The organism is Rhizobium bangladeshense, from assembly GCF_017357245.1.
In the GTDB taxonomy this organism is placed as follows: domain Bacteria; phylum Pseudomonadota; class Alphaproteobacteria; order Rhizobiales; family Rhizobiaceae; genus Rhizobium; species Rhizobium bangladeshense.
The window spans coordinates 4,175,574-4,195,115 of sequence record NZ_CP071612.1 but is presented as its reverse complement, the minus strand read 5'-3'; the positions used below and the strand labels follow the sequence as shown (position 1 = coordinate 4,195,115).

20 protein-coding genes and 1 tRNA gene are annotated in these 19,542 nt (G+C 61.0%); 13 read left to right on the top strand and 8 right to left on the bottom strand.

The genetic code is table 11. From position 1 onward, the window contains the following. The first annotated feature begins 127 nt into the window (after positions 1-127). Positions 128-772, top strand: a complete 645-nt coding sequence (locus tag J2J98_RS20255) for a ThuA domain-containing protein (RefSeq protein ID WP_207601950.1) — start codon at positions 128-130, stop codon at positions 770-772. 54 nt (positions 773-826) lie between these two features. On the opposite strand, the gene J2J98_RS20250 is transcribed toward J2J98_RS20255, so the two are convergent. Both J2J98_RS20250 and J2J98_RS20245 read right to left on the bottom strand, forming a co-directional pair. Then, on the bottom strand, positions 827-1,081 hold the full coding sequence (locus J2J98_RS20250) for a DUF2934 domain-containing protein (RefSeq protein ID WP_064712521.1): 255 nt from the start codon (positions 1,079-1,081) through the stop codon (positions 827-829). 293 nt (positions 1,082-1,374) lie between these two features. After that, a tRNA-Gly gene (locus J2J98_RS20245) sits at positions 1,375-1,449 on the bottom strand. Positions 1,450-1,703: 254 nt separating this feature from the next. Between J2J98_RS20245 and J2J98_RS20240 the strand changes: the two genes are divergently transcribed. From J2J98_RS20240 to J2J98_RS20225, 4 genes are all read left to right on the top strand, one after another. After that, positions 1,704-2,213 carry a prolyl-tRNA synthetase associated domain-containing protein gene (locus tag J2J98_RS20240; RefSeq protein WP_138396390.1) on the top strand — a complete coding sequence of 170 codons (510 nt, stop codon included), beginning with the start codon at positions 1,704-1,706 and terminating at the stop codon, positions 2,211-2,213. Positions 2,214-2,269: 56 nt separating this feature from the next. Then, the gene (trxA, locus tag J2J98_RS20235; protein ID WP_207601949.1) at positions 2,270-3,244 is read left to right on the top strand and encodes a thioredoxin; all 975 of its coding nucleotides are present in this window, start codon (positions 2,270-2,272) and stop codon (positions 3,242-3,244) included. A gap of 74 nt (positions 3,245-3,318) precedes the next feature. Continuing rightward, on the top strand, positions 3,319-4,005 hold the full coding sequence (locus tag J2J98_RS20230; RefSeq protein WP_171049297.1) for an LON peptidase substrate-binding domain-containing protein: 687 nt from the start codon (positions 3,319-3,321) through the stop codon (positions 4,003-4,005). A 9-nt stretch (positions 4,006-4,014) separates the two neighbouring features. Then, positions 4,015-4,203: a Trm112 family protein gene (locus tag J2J98_RS20225; protein ID WP_207601948.1), complete on the top strand. Its 189-nt coding sequence runs from the start codon at positions 4,015-4,017 to the stop codon at positions 4,201-4,203. Between the two features lie 121 nt (positions 4,204-4,324). Here J2J98_RS20225 and J2J98_RS20220 read toward each other — a convergent pair whose 3' ends face one another. Beyond that, complete coding sequence (locus J2J98_RS20220) at positions 4,325-5,539, bottom strand: ubiquinone biosynthesis hydroxylase (protein ID WP_064712523.1); 1,215 nt, start codon at positions 5,537-5,539, stop codon at positions 4,325-4,327. Between the two features lie 84 nt (positions 5,540-5,623). On the opposite strand from J2J98_RS20220, the gene tesB reads away from it, so the two are divergent. From tesB to J2J98_RS20190, 6 genes are all read left to right on the top strand, one after another. Continuing rightward, the gene (tesB, locus tag J2J98_RS20215; RefSeq protein WP_207601947.1) at positions 5,624-6,508 is read left to right on the top strand and encodes an acyl-CoA thioesterase II; all 885 of its coding nucleotides are present in this window, start codon (positions 5,624-5,626) and stop codon (positions 6,506-6,508) included. Between the two features lie 210 nt (positions 6,509-6,718). Next, positions 6,719-7,069: a P-II family nitrogen regulator gene (locus J2J98_RS20210; RefSeq protein WP_003543684.1), complete on the top strand. Its 351-nt coding sequence runs from the start codon at positions 6,719-6,721 to the stop codon at positions 7,067-7,069. Positions 7,070-7,096: 27 nt separating this feature from the next. Then, positions 7,097-8,521: an ammonium transporter gene (locus tag J2J98_RS20205; protein ID WP_064708036.1), complete on the top strand. Its 1,425-nt coding sequence runs from the start codon at positions 7,097-7,099 to the stop codon at positions 8,519-8,521. Between the two features lie 243 nt (positions 8,522-8,764). Beyond that, a complete protein-coding gene (locus J2J98_RS20200) occupies positions 8,765-11,437 on the top strand; it encodes an FtsK/SpoIIIE family DNA translocase (RefSeq protein WP_207601946.1) in 2,673 nt (890 codons plus the stop codon). A 136-nt stretch (positions 11,438-11,573) separates the two neighbouring features. After that, positions 11,574-12,242, top strand: coding sequence for an outer membrane lipoprotein carrier protein LolA (locus tag J2J98_RS20195; protein ID WP_207601945.1), 669 nt, complete (start codon positions 11,574-11,576; stop codon positions 12,240-12,242). Positions 12,243-12,393: 151 nt separating this feature from the next. Beyond that, the gene (locus J2J98_RS20190; RefSeq protein ID WP_064708033.1) at positions 12,394-13,197 is read left to right on the top strand and encodes an exodeoxyribonuclease III; all 804 of its coding nucleotides are present in this window, start codon (positions 12,394-12,396) and stop codon (positions 13,195-13,197) included. A gap of 6 nt (positions 13,198-13,203) precedes the next feature. On the opposite strand, the gene J2J98_RS20185 is transcribed toward J2J98_RS20190, so the two are convergent. Both J2J98_RS20185 and J2J98_RS20180 read right to left on the bottom strand, forming a co-directional pair. Continuing rightward, entirely contained in the window at positions 13,204-13,659 is a 456-nt protein-coding gene (locus tag J2J98_RS20185; protein ID WP_138396385.1) for a cyclic nucleotide-binding domain-containing protein, read from the bottom strand. Positions 13,660-13,773: 114 nt separating this feature from the next. Beyond that, positions 13,774-14,457, bottom strand: coding sequence for a response regulator transcription factor (locus tag J2J98_RS20180; protein WP_011427159.1), 684 nt, complete (start codon positions 14,455-14,457; stop codon positions 13,774-13,776). Between the two features lie 168 nt (positions 14,458-14,625). Here J2J98_RS20180 and J2J98_RS20175 point away from each other — a divergent pair, with 168 nt between their 5' ends. Beyond that, on the top strand, positions 14,626-15,147 hold the full coding sequence (locus J2J98_RS20175) for a L,D-transpeptidase family protein (RefSeq protein ID WP_207601944.1): 522 nt from the start codon (positions 14,626-14,628) through the stop codon (positions 15,145-15,147). A 131-nt stretch (positions 15,148-15,278) separates the two neighbouring features. After that, positions 15,279-16,109: an aldo/keto reductase gene (locus J2J98_RS20170; protein WP_064708031.1), complete on the top strand. Its 831-nt coding sequence runs from the start codon at positions 15,279-15,281 to the stop codon at positions 16,107-16,109. Positions 16,110-16,190: 81 nt separating this feature from the next. Here the strand turns inward: J2J98_RS20170 and leuC are convergent, their stop codons facing one another. From leuC to J2J98_RS20155, 3 genes are all read right to left on the bottom strand, one after another. Further along, positions 16,191-17,600 (bottom strand): 3-isopropylmalate dehydratase large subunit, encoded by a 1,410-nt coding sequence (gene leuC, locus J2J98_RS20165; protein WP_064708030.1) that lies wholly within the window; start codon positions 17,598-17,600, stop codon positions 16,191-16,193. Positions 17,601-17,842: 242 nt separating this feature from the next. Next, on the bottom strand, positions 17,843-18,661 hold the full coding sequence (locus J2J98_RS20160) for an amino acid ABC transporter permease (protein WP_207601943.1): 819 nt from the start codon (positions 18,659-18,661) through the stop codon (positions 17,843-17,845). An 18-nt stretch (positions 18,662-18,679) separates the two neighbouring features. Beyond that, entirely contained in the window at positions 18,680-19,477 is a 798-nt protein-coding gene (locus J2J98_RS20155; protein ID WP_064712587.1) for a basic amino acid ABC transporter substrate-binding protein, read from the bottom strand. Between the last annotated feature and the right edge of the window lie 65 nt (positions 19,478-19,542).

Here is a 19,542-nt window from a genome sequence, read left to right as displayed (position 1 = left end):
CTTCGCGTAATTTGGCTGAAACGCCATTCATAAATTATTCGCGTGATTTGCATAATCGGCCGATCTAATCGGCGTGTACCATCAGATGATGATCATCGATCGGCAGCAGTCAGCAGGGAGGACGTGAATGAGGAAGGCATTGATCGTCTGGGGCGGGTGGCAGGGCCATGAGCCGGAACAATGCGCCCATATCGTCGCCGACCTGCTGCGGGAGGACGACTTCGCGGTGGAGGTGACGGGCGATCTCGGCATATTCGGCTCTCCGACCCTGGCAAAGGCGGATCTGCTGGTGCCCATCATCACCGGCGAAACGCTGGATAAGACCCATGCTAGCGCCCTGGTCGAAGCCGTCCGTGGAGGTCTCGGACTCGCCGGCCATCACGGCGCTCTCGCCACGTCCTTCAAGGAAAGCGCGCCTTTCCGCTACGTCTGCGGCGTGACCTGGGTCGCCCATCCCGGCAACATCATCGATTTCGGTGTCGCCGTCACCCGCCAGGACGATCCCGTCATGGAGGGCATTCCCGATTTCGACTATCGTTCGGAGCAATATTATCTCCATTATGATCCGACAGTCGAAATCCTCGCCACCACCACCTTCACCGGCGCCTATGATCCGGCGGCGCGCAACGTGGTGATGCCCGTCGTCTTCAAACGCCGTTTCGGCGCCGGTCGCATCTTCTATTCCGCTCTCGGCCATGTCGCCGCCGAGTTCGACCATCCCTATATGCCGCTCATCCTGCGGCGTGGCCTCGGCTGGGCGGCCCGCCAATAGCACCAGGACGACACAGCTGCCCGAGCGGCTGAGTGCTTCAATCTGAGAAAGGTTCTAACGCGCCGCTTTCAGTTGCAGGTCGTCCTCGACGGCGGGGACCACCCCGTCATAGACCCGCATCAGCCGTCCGGCCGCCTTCAGCTTCTCGATGAGATCGTGTCCGTCGGGTGAGGCCTTCGTCAATTCCAGCTGCTCGAACTCCTTGAGCGCCTGCATCCAGTGGCTTTCCCCGCGCCCCTCCGGCCTGCCTTCCGATTCCCACAGCGAATAAGCGCGCTGGCTGACCCAGACGTCCCTATTGTGACTCATACCAAACCCCAGCCGAAAAATTGGAAGCGAATATCGGTAGCCGACAAGGTGCCAGACCTGGCTTTAGGAGTGGTTACGAGGCAGCGTTATTTTTTAGATAATTCGAAAGAGATGCCGATACTTAGGCCTGGATAAAGTAACATGAATCGCTGGCGGAATTGGCCTGCACATTCTGCTGCGGCCCATGGCAAGGAAACTGGCAAACCATGACGACAGGTTCGGTCACGAAGTTTGTCACCCATGTCTTAGGTACAAACTGTTACCTATGTCTCCGGTATGGGCAATGAGGAAACTGGAGCGGGCGAAGGGATTCGAACCCTCGACCCCAACCTTGGCAAGGTTGTGCTCTACCCCTGAGCTACACCCGCTCAATCCGCATCGGTCCGGGGTAGTTGTTGGACCGTGGGCGCCGCCTCGTGGCGACGGGCGCTATATGGCCTAACGGATTTTCAAATGCAACAGGGAAATGACGAAGAGGCGAAGAAAAATTCAGGCGCCTGGGGAGGCGGAGCGGAAAGGCCGCAAATGCGGGGGTAGAGCGTCGGTTGCGAAGATTGCCAAATATTATGGACGGACTTAATCAGGACGCCTCGATTTCCTCTTCCGCCTAATGGATCGCCAGATGTCAGAAAATACCTGCAAGACAAGAGAAGAATTGTTCGCCTTCCTCGACCGGCTGGGCATCCCGCACAAGACGGTCGATCATGCGCCCGTTTTCACGGTGGCCGAATCGGTTGCCCTGCGCGATGAAATTCCCGGCGGTCACACCAAGAATCTGTTCGTCAAGGACAAGAAGGACAGGTATTTTCTGCTGACTGTGGAGGAGAATGCCGAGGTCGACCTCAAGCAGGTTCACACCATCATCGGCGGGTCGGGCCGGGTCTCGTTCGGCAGAGCGGAGAAGCTGATGGAGTATCTCGGTGTCATTCCGGGAGCGGTTACGGCCTTCGGTGCGATCAACGATTCCGGTGGGAACGTCACCTTCGTGCTCGATGCCGATCTGATGGAAGAGGAGATCGTCAACTGCCACCCGCTCTCCAATAATGCGACGACATCGATTGCGAGCGGCGACCTGATCCGTTTCATGGAAGCGACCGGACATAAGCCGCTTGTCTTGAAAGTGACGTCCTGACATACGATTTTAGCGCTACAATCATGCCGGCAGAATCGGCGCGGCGGGAGATACCTATGAGCGGCAGCAACAATCCCTATAATGGTTCCTTCGGAAATCAGATGTCGGCAACGGCCAGCTTCGGCGCTCAGACTGAACCGGCGGCTGCGGCCGGCAGCTACATCACCGACACGACGACCGCGAATTTCGGCAAGGACGTTATCGAGGCATCGCGCAAACAGCCGGTGCTGGTCGATTTCTGGGCGCCCTGGTGCGGTCCCTGCAAGCAACTGACGCCGGTCCTGGAGAAGGTGGTCAACGAGGCTAATGGCCGCGTTCGGCTGGTCAAGATGAACATCGACGACCATCCCTCGATAGCTGGCCAGCTCGGAATCCAGTCGATTCCTGCCGTCATTGCCTTCGTCAACGGCCGTCCGGCCGACGGCTTCATGGGCGCGGTGCCTGAGACCCAGATTCGCCAGTTCATCGACCGGATCGCCGGTCCGGCCGGCGCCGACGAGGCGGCCGAGATCGAGGCCGTACTGACGGAAGCGGCAGAGTTTCTCGCCGCCGGCAATGTCAACGAGGCGGCGCAGCTTTACGGCGCCGTCATGCAGGCCGATCCCGAGAATGCCAAGGCGCTTGCCGGAATGGCCGAATGCATGATCGCCGCAAACCAGCATCAGCGGGCGCGCGAAACGCTGACTGATCTGCCGGAGGAGCTTGCGAAGGATGCCGGCATCCAGGCGGTGCTGAAGAAGCTCGACCAGATCGAAGAGGCGCGCAAGCTCGGCGATCCCGTTGCGCTCGAGCGTGAACTGGCTGCCAATCCCGATAATCACGAGGCGCGGCTGAAGCTCGCCAAGATCCTCAATGTCGAAGGCCGGCGCGAGGAAGCCGCCGAACATCTGCTTCTCATCATGCGCAAGGATCGCGCCTTCGACGATGACGGCGCCCGCCGGCAACTGCTGCAGTTCTTCGAGGTCTGGGGATTCAAGGATCCGGCGACGGTGGCCGCCCGGCGCAAGCTTTCGGCGATGCTGTTCTCTTAAGATGAATATCCGCCCTTGCGTTTTCGGGCGGGGGCACCACATTCTCGTCAGGACGGGCATGCCCGTCTGCCAGAATGCGGGACGGTTTCATGCAAGTCGGTAATGCCAGATACCTGAAGCCGGGCGATCTGCCTGATGCGATCGCCGTCTTCCCCCTGACCGGGGCCCTCCTCCTGCCCGCCGGGCAGCTTCCCCTCAACATCTTCGAGCCGCGTTATCTGGCTATGCTGGATGCAGCACTTGCCGGAAACCGGCTAATCGGCATGGTACAGCCGGCGCTCGGCGAACATGAGGACAAGGGCGGCGAGCCGAGCCTTGCCACCGTCGGCTGCCTCGGTCGCATCACATCCTTCGCCGAGACCGGCGACGGGCGCTATATCGTGTCGCTGACCGGGGTCTGCCGCTTCCGGCTCCTGGAGGAGAAAGCGACCAGCGATCCCTTCCGCACCTTCCGCATCGCGCCCTTCATTTCCGATCTCTCGGCTGAGAACGAGGAGGAAGCGGTCGACCGCACGGCGCTGCTGACCGCCTTCAAGGCCTATCTCGACGCCAATAAGCTGGAGGCCGACTGGGAGAGCGTCGAGCGGGCCAGCAACCTGACGCTGGTCAATTCACTCGCCATGATGTCGCCGTTCGGACCGGCTGAAAAGCAGGCGCTCCTGGAGGCGCCGGACCTGAAGACGCGGGCTGAGACGCTGATCGCCATCACCGAAATCGTACTGGCGCGGGTCTTCGGTGACTCCGATACGGTTCTGCAGTAGACTGCAGCGATGGACGAAAAACTGAGCCGCGTCGATCCGAAATTGTTGGAGCTCCTGGTCTGTCCGCTCTCCAAGGGGCGGCTCTCTTATGATCGCGAACATAATGAGCTCGTCTCGGAAATGGCGCAGCTTGCCTATCCTATCCGCGATGGCATTCCGATCATGCTGGTGTCCGAGGCGCGGCGCCTCGACGAATAGCGCCTCCTTCAATCCGGCTTGAGCGGTTCCGCGTTTCACGAAGCGCAGAACCGCTCCGGGCTTTTGTATCTACGCAATTTCCGGACGGAAAACCGCTTCACACTTTCCTGGAACTGCTGGGCTATATCATCTGGCCCGCCAGCAGCCGCGGATTGTCCCTTGCGGCTGTTCCGGCAGCCTGGCTGATGAAGAAGGATTTGAGGCGCGGCAGCCGGTCGACGACGCCGAGGCCAATGTCGCGGGCGATTCGGATCGGCGTTGTGTCGTTGGAGAAGAGCCGGTTGAGAACGTCGGTCGTCACGCCCATGCGGAAAGTATCGAAGCGCCGCCAGGTCTGGTAGCGCTCGAGGATGTTGATCGAGCCGATATCGAGACCGAGGCGGTCGGCCTCGACGATCGTTTCGGCGAGCGCCGCCACGTCCTTGAAGCCAAGGTTGAGGCCCTGTCCCGAAATCGGGTGGATGCCGTGCGCGGCGTCGCCGGCCAGCGCCAAACGCGGAGCGACGAAGGAGCGGGCAAGCGTCAGGCCGAGCGGAAAGGCGCGTTTGTCGCCGATGACTTTGAGCGTCCCGAGCTTATGGCCGAAGCGGCGTTCCAGTTCCTCCTCGAAGATCAGATCGTCGGCGGCGACCAGCCTGTCGGCATCATGCGTGCGTTCCGTCCAAACGAGCGAGGAGCGGTTGTTCCGGAGCGGCAGGATGGCGAAGGGGCCGGCCGGCAAAAAATGCTCCTCGGCGCAGCCGTCATGGGGCCGCTCATGCTCGACCGTCGCGACGATGCCGGACTGGCCGTAGTCCCAGGTGACGGTCCTGATGCCGGCGAGATCGCGTAGCTTCGAGCGCACGCCGTCGCAGGCGACCACCAGCCGGGATTCCAGCGTATTGCCGTTCGAAAGCGTGACGCTGACATGGCTGTCCTGCGTTTTGAGCTCCGTCGCGCTCAGTCCGTGGCGTATGTCGATGCCGTGCCGTTCGCAGGCGCCGCGAAGTGCTGCGACCATCGCGACATTCGGAACCATGTGAGCGAAGGGCCGGCCTTCGGCCACTTCACCGTCAAAGGTAAGGAAAACCGGGCGAACCGGATCGGAGGTCCGGGAATCTGTTACGATCATCTTGGTAATCGGCTGCGCTTCCGGCTCGATTTCGGTCCAGATGCCGAAGATTTCGAGCATCTTTGCCGCCGCCGCGATGACGGCGGAAGCGCGCGTATCGTTTTTCCAGACATGCTCGGGCGCGGCCTCGACGACCGTGACATTCAGATGGGGCGCTGCCTGCTTGACCGCGACGGCCGCGGAAAGGCCGACATAACCCCCGCCCACAACCAGCATATCCAGCATCGCGCTGCTCCCGTACCTTATGCCTCAGATATCACCTATATAGATCATCGCAACTTCACTTCCTACCGCCGGGAGGCATACAAAATGACGCGCGAGACGACCGAACCTTCGGCGATGGAGAGGCTGCTTGCGACACTCGATCTGGAGCCCATCGAGGTCGATATCTTCCGCGGCCGCAGTCCGCAGGCCGGCTGGCAGCGTGTCTTCGGCGGGCAGGTGATCGGTCAGGCGCTGATGGCGGCGCAGCGCACCATCGAGGCCGAGCGCTTCGTCCATTCACTGCACGCCTACTTCATACGCCCCGGCGATCCCTCGGTGCCGATCATCTATCAGGTGGAACGCATCCGCGACGGATCGAGCTTCAACACCCGGCGCGTGGTCGCAATCCAGCACGGCAAGGCGATCTTCGCGCTCTCGGCTTCTTTCCAGGTGGAGGAACCCGGCTTCGACCACCAGATCGCCATGCCCGCTGTGGCGATGCCCGAAGACTTACTCGGCGAACAGCAGATCAAGGAGCAATATCTGGCGCATGCGCCGGAAGCGATCCGGAAATACTGGGAGCGCGAGCGGCCGATCGAGATCCGCCCCGTCTCGCTGACACACTATTTTTCCGACAAGAAGCTCGATCCCATGCAGGACGTCTGGGTGCGCGCCACTGGTTCGGTTCCCGACGACCGGCTCTATCAGGCTGCAGTGCTTGCCTATCTCTCTGATATGACGCTGCTCGATACCTCGCTTTATGCGCACGGAACTTCCATCTTCGATCAGAGCCTGCAGGTTGCAAGCCTCGATCACTCCATGTGGTTCCACCGGCCCTGCAAGCTCGACGACTGGCTGCTCTATACGCAGGATAGCCCCTCGGCTTCAGGCGCCAGGGGATTGACTCGCGGGAGCCTGTTCACCCGTACAGGTGTGCTGATCGCGTCTGTCGCGCAGGAAGGATTGATTCGGAAAAAGGCAAATGAATAAAGAATAGGCAGAATTGCAAATTTGCGCATTATTTATGCGCTTATTGCTCAGTCAAATGCCTGTTTATTGGTATCATTAATTATAACGTTTACTTTTCAATGGGTTAGCTTCTGCTTCGAATCTGGCACGTCCTTTGAATGTATATCGCCGGTCGCTGTTCAGGAACGTCAGCGGCAAGGAGAGTCGGCTCCGCGCCGAGGATAACGAAGGATGGGAAACCAGATGAAAATTGTGATGGCTATTATCAAGCCGTTCAAGCTCGATGAGGTCCGCGAAGCCCTTACGGCGATCGGCATTCAGGGCCTGACCGTAACCGAGGTAAAGGGCTACGGGCGCCAGAAGGGACATACCGAGATCTATCGCGGCACCGAATATGCCGTCAGCTTCCTGCCGAAGCTCAAGATCGAAATCGCGGTTGCATCTGAACTTGTCGACAGGGCGGTCGAAGCCATCGCGGCGTCGGCCAAGACCGGCCAGATCGGTGACGGCAAGATCTTCGTCTATTCGATCGACCATGCCGTGCGCATCCGTACGGGCGAAACCGATTCAGAAGCGCTGTAAGAACGGCAGATCAAGGAGCCTTTTCCAATGTCAATTTCGAAGTTTTCTTCCACCTTTGCGCGGGTCGGCGCAGCATCGGCTGCGCTTCTTGCGCCGGCCGTCGCCTTCGCGCAGGAAGCTGCTGCGCCAGCCGCTGCCGCCGCTGCTCCTGCTCTCACGATGGACAAGGGTGACAATACCTGGATGCTCGTCTCCTCGGCGCTCGTCCTTTTAATGACCATCCCCGGCCTTGCGCTATTCTACGGCGGTCTTGTCCGCGCCAAGAACATGCTCTCCGTGCTGATGCAGGTCTTCATGATCACGGCCGTGGTGGCGCTGCTCTGGGTGACCTACGGCTATTCGCTCGCCTTCACCGACGGCGGCTCGCTGAACAGCTTCGTCGGCGGCTTCTCCAAGGCGTTCCTTGCCGGCGTCGATCCCTCGTCGCTGGTCGAGACCTTCTCGAAGGGCGTCGCAATTCCCGAATACACCTTCATCGTCTTCCAGATGACCTTCGCCTGCATCACACCCGGCCTCATCGTCGGCGCCTTTGCCGAGCGCATCAAGTTCTCGGCCGTCATGCTCTTCGTCGTGCTCTGGGTCACCTTCATCTACTTCCCGATGGCGCACATGGTCTGGTTCTGGGGCGGTCCGAGCTCCTACACTTCGCCGGCCGGCCTTATCTTCTCTTACGGCGCAATCGACTTTGCCGGCGGCACGGTCGTTCACATCAATGCCGGTATTGCCGGTCTTGTCGGTGCCATCATGCTCGGCAAGCGCACGGGCTATAAGAAGGAAATCATGGCTCCGCATTCGATGACGTTGACCATGGTCGGTGCCTCGCTGCTCTGGGTCGGCTGGTTCGGCTTCAACGCCGGTTCCAACCTCGAAGCCAACGGCTATGCATCGCTCGCCATGATCAACACCTTCGTCGCGGCGGCAGCCGCCGCGGTATCCTGGTGCATCGTCGAAAGCCTCGCCCGCGGCAAGGCTTCGATGCTCGGTGGCGCTTCCGGCGCCGTCGCCGGCCTCGTTGCCGTCACCCCTGCCGCCGGCTTTGCCGGGCCGATGGGCTCGATCGTTCTCGGCCTCATCGTTTCGCCGGTCTGCTACTTCTTCGTCGACGTCGTGAAGAACAAGTTCAACTACGACGACAGCCTCGACGTTTTCGGCGTCCATTGCATCGGCGGCATCATCGGCGCTCTTGGCACAGGCATCCTCGTCAATCCGGCGCTGGGCGGTGCAGGCATCGTCGACTATTCGACGGCCGATTTCGCCGCCACCTATGCCGGCACGGCAACCCAGGTCTTGAACCAGGCGAAGGGCGTTCTCACGACTCTTCTGTGGTCGGGTATCGGCTCGGCGATCCTCTTCAAGATCGTCGACGTCGTCATCGGCCTGCGCGTCAGCGTCGAAGCCGAGCGCGAAGGTCTCGACCTCGCGACCCACGGCGAAGCCGCCTATCACTCGTAACATCGGCTTTGGGCGCCCCGCATGAGGGCGCCCTTCACGGCCCGTCGCGGCTCTCAACATGAGCCGCTCTTGGCCCGAACCTTGCACGGTTCGGGCCTTTTTTCGTTTCCCCTCGGGAATGCGCACGCCGGCACGCATGGTTAACATCGCTTTAACCCCGCTCTGGTTAGGTAGAGCGGACGCATTTGGTATGGCGAGGCTTCGGCGATTCGCCTGCCCTCAGGCATTGGACGGGTTAGACACATGGCAAGAAGCACGTCGCCGGCAATGGATGGCCGTCCGGATCGGTTCTCCTTCTCGGCATTCATGCTGCGGCAGATCCAGGCACTCATCGGCTTTGCGATCTTTCTGCTACTGGCGTTCTGCGTTGCGGCGCTGGCGACATGGAACGTCGCGGATCCGAGCTATTCCTACGCCACCGCCAACCTGCCGACGAATATCCTCGGCTATAGCGGCGCCGCCTTTGCCGACATCGTGATGCAGTTCCTGGGGCTTGCCAGCGTCGTGTCGATGCTGCCGATCGTGGCCTGGGCGCTGACGATGATCTCCGGCCGTCGCTTCGACCGCATCCCCGCCCGCATCGGCGCCTGGCTTGCCGGCTCGGTGCTTTCCTCCGCCGTCGTAGGCTGTTTCCCGCCACCGCTTACCTGGCCGATCCCGAACGGTATCGGCGGCGTCATCGGCGATATGATCCTGCGCTTCCCCGCACTGTTCGTCGGCGCTTATCCCACCGGCACTTTCGCCATGGTGGTCGGCTGCATCTTTGCCGTGCCGACCGCCTGGATGATGCTCTTTGCATCAGGCCTCGTCGGCCGCAGCGAGGATGATGACGAACTCGAGGACGATTACGTCGAGACGACGAGCAAGGCTCGAGTCGTCGGAGACGAGGACGAGGAAGAGGACGCGTCACGCTGGGTTGCTTTCAGCGGCGCCATGACGCATGCCTGGTACATGAGCCAGGGCCGGCTGCGGCGGCTCTTCGGCATGGGACCGCGCAAGCGGCGCCAGGGCGATTTCGAGTCGCCTTATGATTTCAACGACGATGAGTTCGGCACGCTGAACGAACCGGTCCGCGCCAAAGCGCCCGCCGTCCGCGGGGAGCGCCTGGAGCCATCGATGGAGCCGCGGGCGGCTTCGCCGCGGCGCGTCGCCGCCACGCCGTCGGTTTCCATCGACGACGAGGATATGGACGACGATCCACCCTTCGATGCCGACATGCCGCCGCGTCCGGCCGACATCCTGCCCGACGACGACGATGACGACGACTGGATGATCCGCGCGCCGGCGAAAGCCGCCGCCAAGCCGGAGCCTCGTGTCGTCCCTGCGATCACGCGCCCGAAGCCCGGCGTGCGTGTCGAGCGGGAGGCGCAGGGCTCGTTCATTCGTCCCGAGGGCTTCCAGCTTCCCTCGATGCATTTGCTCGCCGAGCCCAGGAACGTGGTGCGCGATTCGACACTGTCGGCCGACGCGCTGGAGCAGAATGCCCGGATGCTCGAGGGTGTGCTGGAAGATTTCGGCGTCAAGGGCGAGATCATCCATGTCCGTCCAGGCCCCGTCGTCACGCTATACGAACTGGAGCCGGCGCCCGGGATCAAGTCGTCGCGCGTCATCGGCCTTGCCGACGATATCGCTCGCTCGATGAGCGCCATCGCCGCTCGCGTCGCCGTCGTGCCGGGCCGCAATGCCATCGGTATCGAACTGCCGAACCAGACGCGCGAGACCGTCTATCTCCGCGAATTGATCGCCTCCCGGGATTTCGACGCCAGCAAGGCCAAGCTTGCCATGGCGCTCGGCAAGACGATCGGCGGCGAAGCCGTCATCGCCGACCTCGCGAAGATGCCGCACCTGCTCGTCGCCGGCACCACCGGCTCGGGCAAATCCGTCGCCATCAACACGATGATCCTATCGCTGCTCTATCGCATGACGCCGGAACAGTGCCGGCTGATCATGATCGACCCGAAGATGCTCGAACTTTCCGTCTACGACGGGATTCCGCATCTGCTTTCGCCCGTCGTCACCGATCCGAAGAAGGCCGTCGTCGCGCTCAAATGGACCGTCCGCGAGATGGAAGAGCGCTACAAGAAGATGTCGAAGATCGGCGTGCGCAACATCGACGGCTTCAATACCCGCGTCGAACAGGCGCTGTCGAAGGGCGAGGTTATCTCCCGCACGGTGCAGACCGGCTTCGACCGCCATACCGGCGAGGCCATGTATGAGACCGAGGAATTCGATCTCAAGCCGATGCCCTATATTGTCGTCATCATCGACGAGATGGCCGATCTGATGATGGTCGCCGGCAAGGACATCGAAGGCGCGGTTCAACGCCTGGCGCAGATGGCGCGTGCGGCGGGCATCCATGTGATCATGGCGACCCAGCGTCCGTCGGTCGACGTCATCACCGGCACGATCAAGGCGAACTTCCCGACCCGCATCTCCTTCCAGGTCACCTCGAAGATCGACAGTCGCACCATTCTCGGGGAACAGGGCGCCGAACAGCTGCTCGGCATGGGCGACATGCTCTACATGGCCGGCGGCGGGCGTATCCAACGCGTCCACGGTCCCTTCGTCTCGGATGTCGAGGTGGAAGAGATCGTCTCCTACCTGAAGACGCAGGGCTCGCCGCAATATCTCGATGCGATCACCGCCGATGACGACGAGGAGGGCGATTATGGCGGCGGGCCGGCCGGCACGTCGAACCTTTCGGATTCGGAAGATCCCTATGATCAAGCCGTCGCCATCGTGCTGCGCGACGGCAAGGCTTCGACCTCTTACGTCCAACGCCGGCTTGGTATCGGCTATAATCGCGCCGCCTCGCTGATCGAGCGTATGGAGAAGGAAGGCATCATCGGGCCCGCCAACCATGCCGGCAAACGAGAAATCCTCGTTCCGACCGAGGGCGACATCCTCGACCGCTGAGAGAAGCGCCATATATTTCTGATATAGCCGCTTGGCGAAAACGCGGCGGCATTAACGCCGTTGCTTTTCGCGCCGATCGCAGCGCCTTGAAGACGCCGCCTTTCAGCGGCATGCAGATCGCATAAAGGAGATTTAGATGCGTAACTCCGATTCCTTGCTCGCCGGCCTGGCGATGACGCGCCGCGATCTTCTCGGCGTTTTCGCCGGCGCTGCGATCGCCAGCACCGTCCCCTTCAGCGCCATCGCGCAGGCGGCAGCGCCCGCCTCCGGCACGGCGCAGGCAATCGCTGATCATTTCTCCGGCGTCACGACGATGCAAGGCGAATTCGTCCAGTTCGGTCCGCGCGGCGAACAGACCGGCGGCAAGTTCTTCATCCAGCGCCCGGGCAAGCTGCGTTTCAACTATGACGATCCGTCGCCGATGCGGGTGATCGCCGACGGCAAAAACGTCGCCATCGGCAATATGAAGCTCAAGACCTGGGATCTCTATCCACTCTCCAAAACCCCGCTCAGCCTGCTCTTGGCGCAGCGTATCGACCTTTCGGCCGGCATGGTGAAGGGCGTGAAGGAGGAGTCGGACCTGACGACGATCGCGCTCGGCAACAATACGGTGTTCGGAAACTCGACCATCACCATGATGTTCGATCCGAAGACCTACGACCTGCGTCAGTGGACGATCACCGACAACCAGGGCAAGGACACGTCGGTGATGATCTTCAACGTCAAGACAGGCGTGAAGTTCGACGACCGGGTCTTCCGTGTGCCTTACGAGAGCATTCCGGGCACGGCAGCTTCACGCGACTGAAGCATTTTCGGTTGATCTTCGGCCGCTTTCGCAAGCGGCCGGTTCCCTCACGTCCGCCATTGTTCTAAAGCCCTTTCATGAAAGCGCGTCGCGTCGAGCTGCAGTTCCGTGGGTCGGCTGGCATGCGGGATTGGACGCGAGAGGGCATGGCATGGGCTTTTCGATTACCACCTGGAACATCAACTCGGTGCGGCTGCGTATGCCGATCGTCGAACAGCTCGTTCTCAAGCACAGGCCTGACATCCTGTGCCTGCAGGAAACCAAGGTGCCGAATGAGCTCTTTCCCGCGGCACCCCTGCGGGCGATGGGCTACGACCACATCATCATCCACGGCCAAAAGGGCTATCACGGGGTGGCGATCGCCTCGCGCATTCCACTGACGGAGGATCACCGGCAGGATTATTGCGGCGTGGGCGATGCCCGCCACATATCGGCAGTGTTCGAGCGGGGCAATCGCCGCATCCGGCTGCATAATTTCTACGTCCCAGCCGGCGGCGATGAGCCCGATCGTACCATCAATCCGAAATTCGGCCACAAACTCGATTTCATCGAGGAGATGAAGCAGCTGAAGGCGAATGGCGAGGCCAATACGTCCGCCATCCTGGTTGGTGACCTCAACATCGCGCCGCTGGAGCAAGACGTCTGGTCGCACAAGCAACTGCTGAAGATCGTCAGCCATACGCCCGTCGAAACCGACGGGCTGCTCGAGGTGATGCAACGCGGCGGCTGGCTCGATCTCATGCGTCATCACGTGCCGGCTAGCGAAAAGCTCTATACCTGGTGGAGCTACCGCGCTAAGGACTGGGAGGCGGCCGATCGCGGCCGGCGCCTCGACCACATCTGGTCCTCATCCGATCTCGGGCCGCATCTCCAGCGGATCGAGGTCCTGAAGGAGGCACGCGGTTGGGACCGGCCGTCGGACCATGTGCCGGTAACGGCGCATTTCGACTTCTGACGGCAATCAGCTGAAGCGGTGAAATTGGCTTGCGGCCTTTGCCGCAAGTTCGGCGAGATTGTCGCGGATGCGATTCTCGATCAGCCGTGCTGCGTCCGGATATTCCTCGAGCAGCCGATGGAAGAGGGCGCGGGTGATGCGGATGATGCTCGTGTCCTCGCGCGCAATCGCTGTGAACTTGCGCTCCACCAAGGTGACCAGCGCCAGCTCGGAAATCAGTGTTCCCGGCCCGGCGACTGCCTCGGTCCGCTGCATGCCGTCGCTGCTCGTCGTGCTGAGTTCCAGGCTGCCGCTCAGGACGACATAGGCGCTCTCGGCCGGCGAGCCTTGGCGGAACAGCATTTGGCCGGCGGCGATCATGCGCCGGTCGGCGCCGAAGGCGATCAGCCGCAACTGGTCCTCGCTCATGTCCTTGAACAACGGAAGTCGCGAGAGCAGATGAATGTCGTCAGTCAGCGCCATCAGGGCTTTTTCGCCTTAGAGCAGTTCCAGCAAAAGTGCATAGGGCCTTGCATCCGAAATTGCGTGAAAACAAAGAGAAAGACATTCCGTGATCCGAAGAAAAGCGGAAATGCTCTAGGGTATGATCTTGTAGCCGCCGTTTTCCGTGACCAGAATTTCGGCGTTGGAGGGATCGCGCTCGATCTTCTGGCGCAGCCGGTAGACATGGGTTTCCAGCGTGTGCGTCGTTACACCCGAATTATAGCCCCAGACCTCTTCAAGAAGCACGTCACGGGTGACGACCTTCTGTTCGGCGCGGTAGAGATAGCGGATGATCGCTGCTTCCTTTTCCGTCAGGCGGATCTTCTGGCCATTGTCGGTGGTCAGCAGCTTCTGGCTCGGCTTGAAGAGATAGGGGCCGACGGTGAAGGTCGCGTCCTCGCTCTGCTCATGCTGGCGCAGTTGTACGCGGATGCGCGCGAGCAGCACGGCGAAACGGAAGGGCTTGGTGACGTAGTCGTTGGCGCCGGCTTCGAGGCCGAGGATCGTGTCCGAATCGGTATCGTGGCCGGTCAGCATGATGATCGGCGCTTTGAAGCCGCCCTTGCGCAGGAGCTTCACCGCCTCGCGGCCGTCCATATCTGGCAGGCCGACATCCATGATCAAGAGGTCGACCGGCGTCGAACGGGCGGTCGCAACACCTTTGCCGGCGTTCGCTTCCTGCAGAACCGTGAACTCCTCATATAGCGACAATTGCTCCGTCAGGGTCTGACGAAGGTCCTCGTCGTCATCCACCAGAAGAATGGTGCGTGCGGTCATGCCGTTGCGTCCTCAAAGTTAATTCCCCTAGTCCTACGCCAAATTGCAGCTTTGGCCAAGGATCGGCTGGCGGGCTGTTGCCGGGCAGGTTTTCATATGATTTCAATTATGACCTCAGGCAATGCAAGACATGCGAGAAAGATGGAAAAAGCAAGGCGGAGCCGGGGCATGCGGCCATCGACGATCGTGGTGCGCCCCGCTCCAGGGCGGAAGAGCCGCGCGATCGTCCGGTTCGGCGCAATCACCGTCCCGGCCGCGATCGGCCGTTCGGGGCGTACCATCCTCAAACGCGAGGGCGATGGCGCCACGCCGATCGCGGCGATGCGGTTGATATTCGGTTTCCGGCGCGGTGAACGGAACGGTCAACTCATCACCTCGCTTCCCATCCGGCGTATCCGCGCGGACATGCTCTGGTGCGACCAGCCCGGCGATGCCAACTACAACCGCCTCGTCCGGGCGCCCTTCGCCGCAAGCCATGAGGAAATGCGGCGCGGAGACGGCGTCTACGATATCTGCCTGGTTATGGACTGGAACATTTCCTCGCGGGCGCGCAATCGAGGTTCGGCGATCTTCTTCCATCTTATCAGACCCGGCTACGAGCCGACGGCCGGCTGCGTGGCCGTAAGCCTCAGCGATATGCGCCGCCTTCTGCCTCACCTTCGAAAGGGCACGATTGTCCGGGTCCTCTGATTGTCTTCAAGCCGCCGCCACCTATATGGTCTCGGTGACCGGACGCTCCGGCTGAAATGCGATCCGGGACGTCCGCAGGTGCGGACGCAATCCATGCCTCGTCCAATTCTTCAAACTCCCGGAGATATATTGTGACCGCTCAACCCATCATCACTTTCCATGACGGACATTCCATTCCCCAGGTTGGTCTCGGCGTCTGGCAAACGCCGCAGGAGATTGCCGCCCCGACGGTACGCACTGCCATCGCCGCCGGCTATCGGCATATCGATACGGCTTCGGGTTACGACAATGAAGAGGGCGTCGGCGAAGGCATCCGCTCGTCCGGCCTCGACCGCAAGGATATATTCGTCACCACCAAGCTCAGGAACACCGATCAGGGTTACGACAATACTTTGCGCGCCTTCGACGGCAGCCTCAAGAAGCTTGGTTCGGACTATGTCGATCTCTATCTCATTCACTGGCCGTCGCCGCATCGCGGCCTCTACACCGAGACCTGGAAGGCTTTCGTGCGCATCCGCGAAGAGGGCCGCGCCCGCTCGATCGGCGTGTCGAATTTCTATCCGGAACATCTCGAGCGCATCATCGGTGAGACCGGCGTCGTTCCGGTCATCAACCAGATCGAACTGCACCCCGACTTTCAGCAGAGGGCGGCGCAGGAGGCTCACAAGAAACTGAACATCGCCACCGAATCCTGGAGCCCGCTCGGCCAGGGCAAATTCATCTCGAACCCTGCCATCGGCGAGATCGCCAGGAAGCATGGCAAGACGCCGGCCCAGGTCATCATCCGCTGGCATATCGATACCGGCCTCGTCGTGATCCCGAAATCGGTCACGCCGTCGCGAATCGAGGAGAACTTCCAGGTGTTCGACTTCAAGCTCGATGCCGACGACATGGCGGCGATCGCCAAGCTTGACAATGCCGGCGCCCGCATGGGGCCGGATCCGATGACGGCGGCTTTCTGATCGCCGGTCACGCTCGATATAAAAGCCGCCCGATGCGCAGAGACGCGTCGGGCGGCTTCATCCTTCATTCCGCCGGACGGATCAGTTCCATTCGCGGATATCGACGAAGTGCCCGGCAATCGCGGCGGCGGCGGCCATGGCCGGCGAGACGAGATGCGTGCGGCCCTTGAAGCCCTGACGACCTTCGAAATTGCGGTTCGACGTGGAGGCGCAACGCTCGCCCGGTTTCAGGCGGTCGTCGTTCATGGCAAGGCACATGGAGCAGCCGGGCTCGCGCCAGTCAAAACCGGCGGCCTTGAAGATCTTGTCGAGGCCTTCGGCTTCAGCCTGTTCCTTGACGAGGCCGGAGCCCGGGACGATCATGGCGTTGACGGTCGCGGCGACCGTCTTGCCCTCGACGACCTTGGCAGCGGCACGCAGGTCTTCGATGCGGCCGTTGGTGCACGAGCCGATGAAGACGCGGTCGACGGCGATGTCGGTCATTTTCGTGCCCGGCTTCAGGCCCATATAATCAAGCGCCCGCCACTTGGAGGCACGCTTCGTTTCGTCCTGGATTTCGTCCGGGTTCGGCACGGTGCCCTGAACGGAGACGACGTCCTCCGGCGAGGAGCCCCAAGAAACGATCGGCGGCAATTCGGCGGCGTTCAGTTTGACGACGCGGTCGAAATGAGCGCCTTCGTCTGATTTCAGCGTCTTCCAATAGGCGATCGCCTGTTCGAGGGCTTCGCCCTTCGGTGCGCGCGGCTTGCCCTTGATATATTCGAAGGTGGTTTCGTCAGGGGCGATGAGGCCGGCGCGGGCGCCGCCTTCGATCGACATGTTGCAGATCGTCATGCGGCCTTCCATCGAAAGCGCACGGATCGCTTCGCCGGCATATTCGATGACGTAGCCAGTGCCGCCTGCAGTGCCAATCTCGCCGATGATGGCAAGAACGATATCCTTGGCGGTGACGCCCGCCGGCAGCTGGCCGTCGACCTGCACCAGCATGTTCTTCGCCTTTTTCTGAATCAGCGTCTGGGTGGCGAGAACGTGCTCGACCTCGGACGTGCCGATGCCGTGGGCGAGAGAGCCGAAGGCGCCGTGCGTGGAGGTATGGCTATCGCCGCAAACGATCGTCATGCCCGGCAGGGTGAAGCCCTGTTCCGGCCCGATGATGTGGACGATGCCCTGGCGTTTATCGTTCTCGGAATAATATTCGACATTGAACTCGGCGGCATTCTTGGCGAGCTGCTCGACCTGGATGCGGCTTTCCTCGTTCTTGATGCCGAGATGGCGGTCGGCCGAAGTGGGAACGTTGTGATCGACGACGGCAAGCGTCTTCTCCGGGGCGCGAACCTTGCGGCCGGACATGCGCAGGCCTTCGAAAGCCTGCGGCGAGGTGACTTCATGGACCAGGTGACGGTCGATGTAGAGAAGACAGGTGCCGTCTGCCTGTTCATCGACCAGATGGTCGTCCCAAATCTTGTCGTAGAGGGTACGCGGTGCGCTCATTGCGGTAAGTCCGTTTTTGGAAGCTTTTGAAAATCGGAAATAAGCGGATCAGGCTCCGCCGGCCGTCATTCGATCAACGAAGTCGGCTGTTGAGCGCACCGGAAACGCATGCGAAGAACCGCGCCGGCAGGCGATAATGATCCTGCAGCACGAAAATATGCGCGCCAGTGCATCTGAACTTGGATTCCATGGCGCTGGATATAGCGATTTTTGATGGAAACGGCAATTCGAATCATGAAGCTCTATCGCCGCGGCATCTGCTTCATCTTCTTCTCGATCCGCCGCAGCGCCAGCGACAGGCCGATTGTCAGGATCAGGTAGATATAGGTGACAATCGAGTAAGTCTCGAAGAAGCGGAAGGAGCCGGACGCATAGACCTTACCCATCTGAGTGATATCGGCCACGCCGAGCACGGAGACAAGGGAGGAGTCCTTCACCATCGAGACGAAATCGTTGGAGAGCGGCGGGAAGATGACCCCGATCGCCTGCGGGAAGACGACGAGCCGGAAGCGGCGGTAGCGCGATAAGCCGAGCGACTTTGCTGCCTCGATCTGGCCGATATCGACCGACTGGAAGCCGGCGCGGAAGATCTCGGCAATGAAGGAGGAATAGCCGATCATCAGCGCGATGATGGCCCGCCACATCAACGAGAGGTCGCGCACCAGGATCGGTTCGGCGACGCCGGCCTTCACCAAAGGTGTGATGATCGCGTTATAGGCCGCGACAAATCCCGGCGCTCCGACGAAGGCGACGTAGAAGAGCAGCACCAGGATTGGGATTCCGCGGATGATCTCGATGTAGAAGCGGGCGATCTGGCGCAGCACGACGCTGTCCGCCAGGCCTAGCAGCGCGATGCCGAGACCAAGCACCGTAGCCAGCGCAAAAGCGACGAGCGTCACAAATACGGTGACGCCGACGCCATTCACCACGGTGCGGAAGACCTGGGTGTAAATGTCGTTGGTGATGATAACGACGGCGAGAACGATGCCGATCAGGATAAGGACGGCCAGCCACCAGGGACGGTCGTCCTTCTCCTGTCGCGGGGATGGTTGTGGCGCCATCTGCGATCGCTCGAGGGACTATTCGCCCATCTTGTAGTCGAGAAACCACTTCTTGTTCAGCGCATCGAATGTTCCGTCAGCCTTCAGCGCGGCGATGGCGGCATTGACGGGAGCGACGAGATCGGAGCCTTTCGGGAAGATGAAACCGAAATCCTCGGTGCCGAGCGGTTCGCCGACCACCTTCAGTCCGCCGTTCGAGGAATCGACATAACCCTTTGCAGCGACGCTGTCGGTGAGGACGAGATCGACGTCGCCTGTCTTCAAGGCTTGCACGGTTGCGCCGAAGGTTTCGAAAAGTTTGATGCGCGGGTTCTGCTCGTTGCCGTCGAGGATTTCATAGACGGCGGTGTAGAAAGGCGAAGTGCCCGGCTGGGCGCCGATCAGGCCATCCTTGAAATCACCGAAGGACTTGGCGTCGGTGAAGCGTTTCTCATCGCCGCGCACCAGCATGAATTGCTGAGAGCGCATATAGGGATCGGAGAAGTCGACCTTCTGCTTGCGGTCGTCCTTGATGGTGATGCCGGTCATGCCGATGTTGTACTGGCCGTCGGAAACCGCCTGGATCATCGCGTCCCAGCTGGTGTTCTGGTACTCGACCTTGAAATTCAGCCGCTTGGCGATCTCATTCATCGCATCATATTCCCAGCCGATCGCCTTCCCTGATTTCGGATCGACGAACTGCAGCGGCGGATAGGCATTCTCGGTGACGACGACGACGCTCTTGCCGCCGAGGTCCGGCAGTTCGGCGGCCGATGCGGCGAACGGCAGAAGAGAAAGGGCGGCGAGGCCCGCAAGGACGGTACGACGAAACAGCATTGAACGCTCCAAATTGAACGCGAAAATTGTCACGGAAAATAGGCCTGTGGCAAGGCCGTCATCTG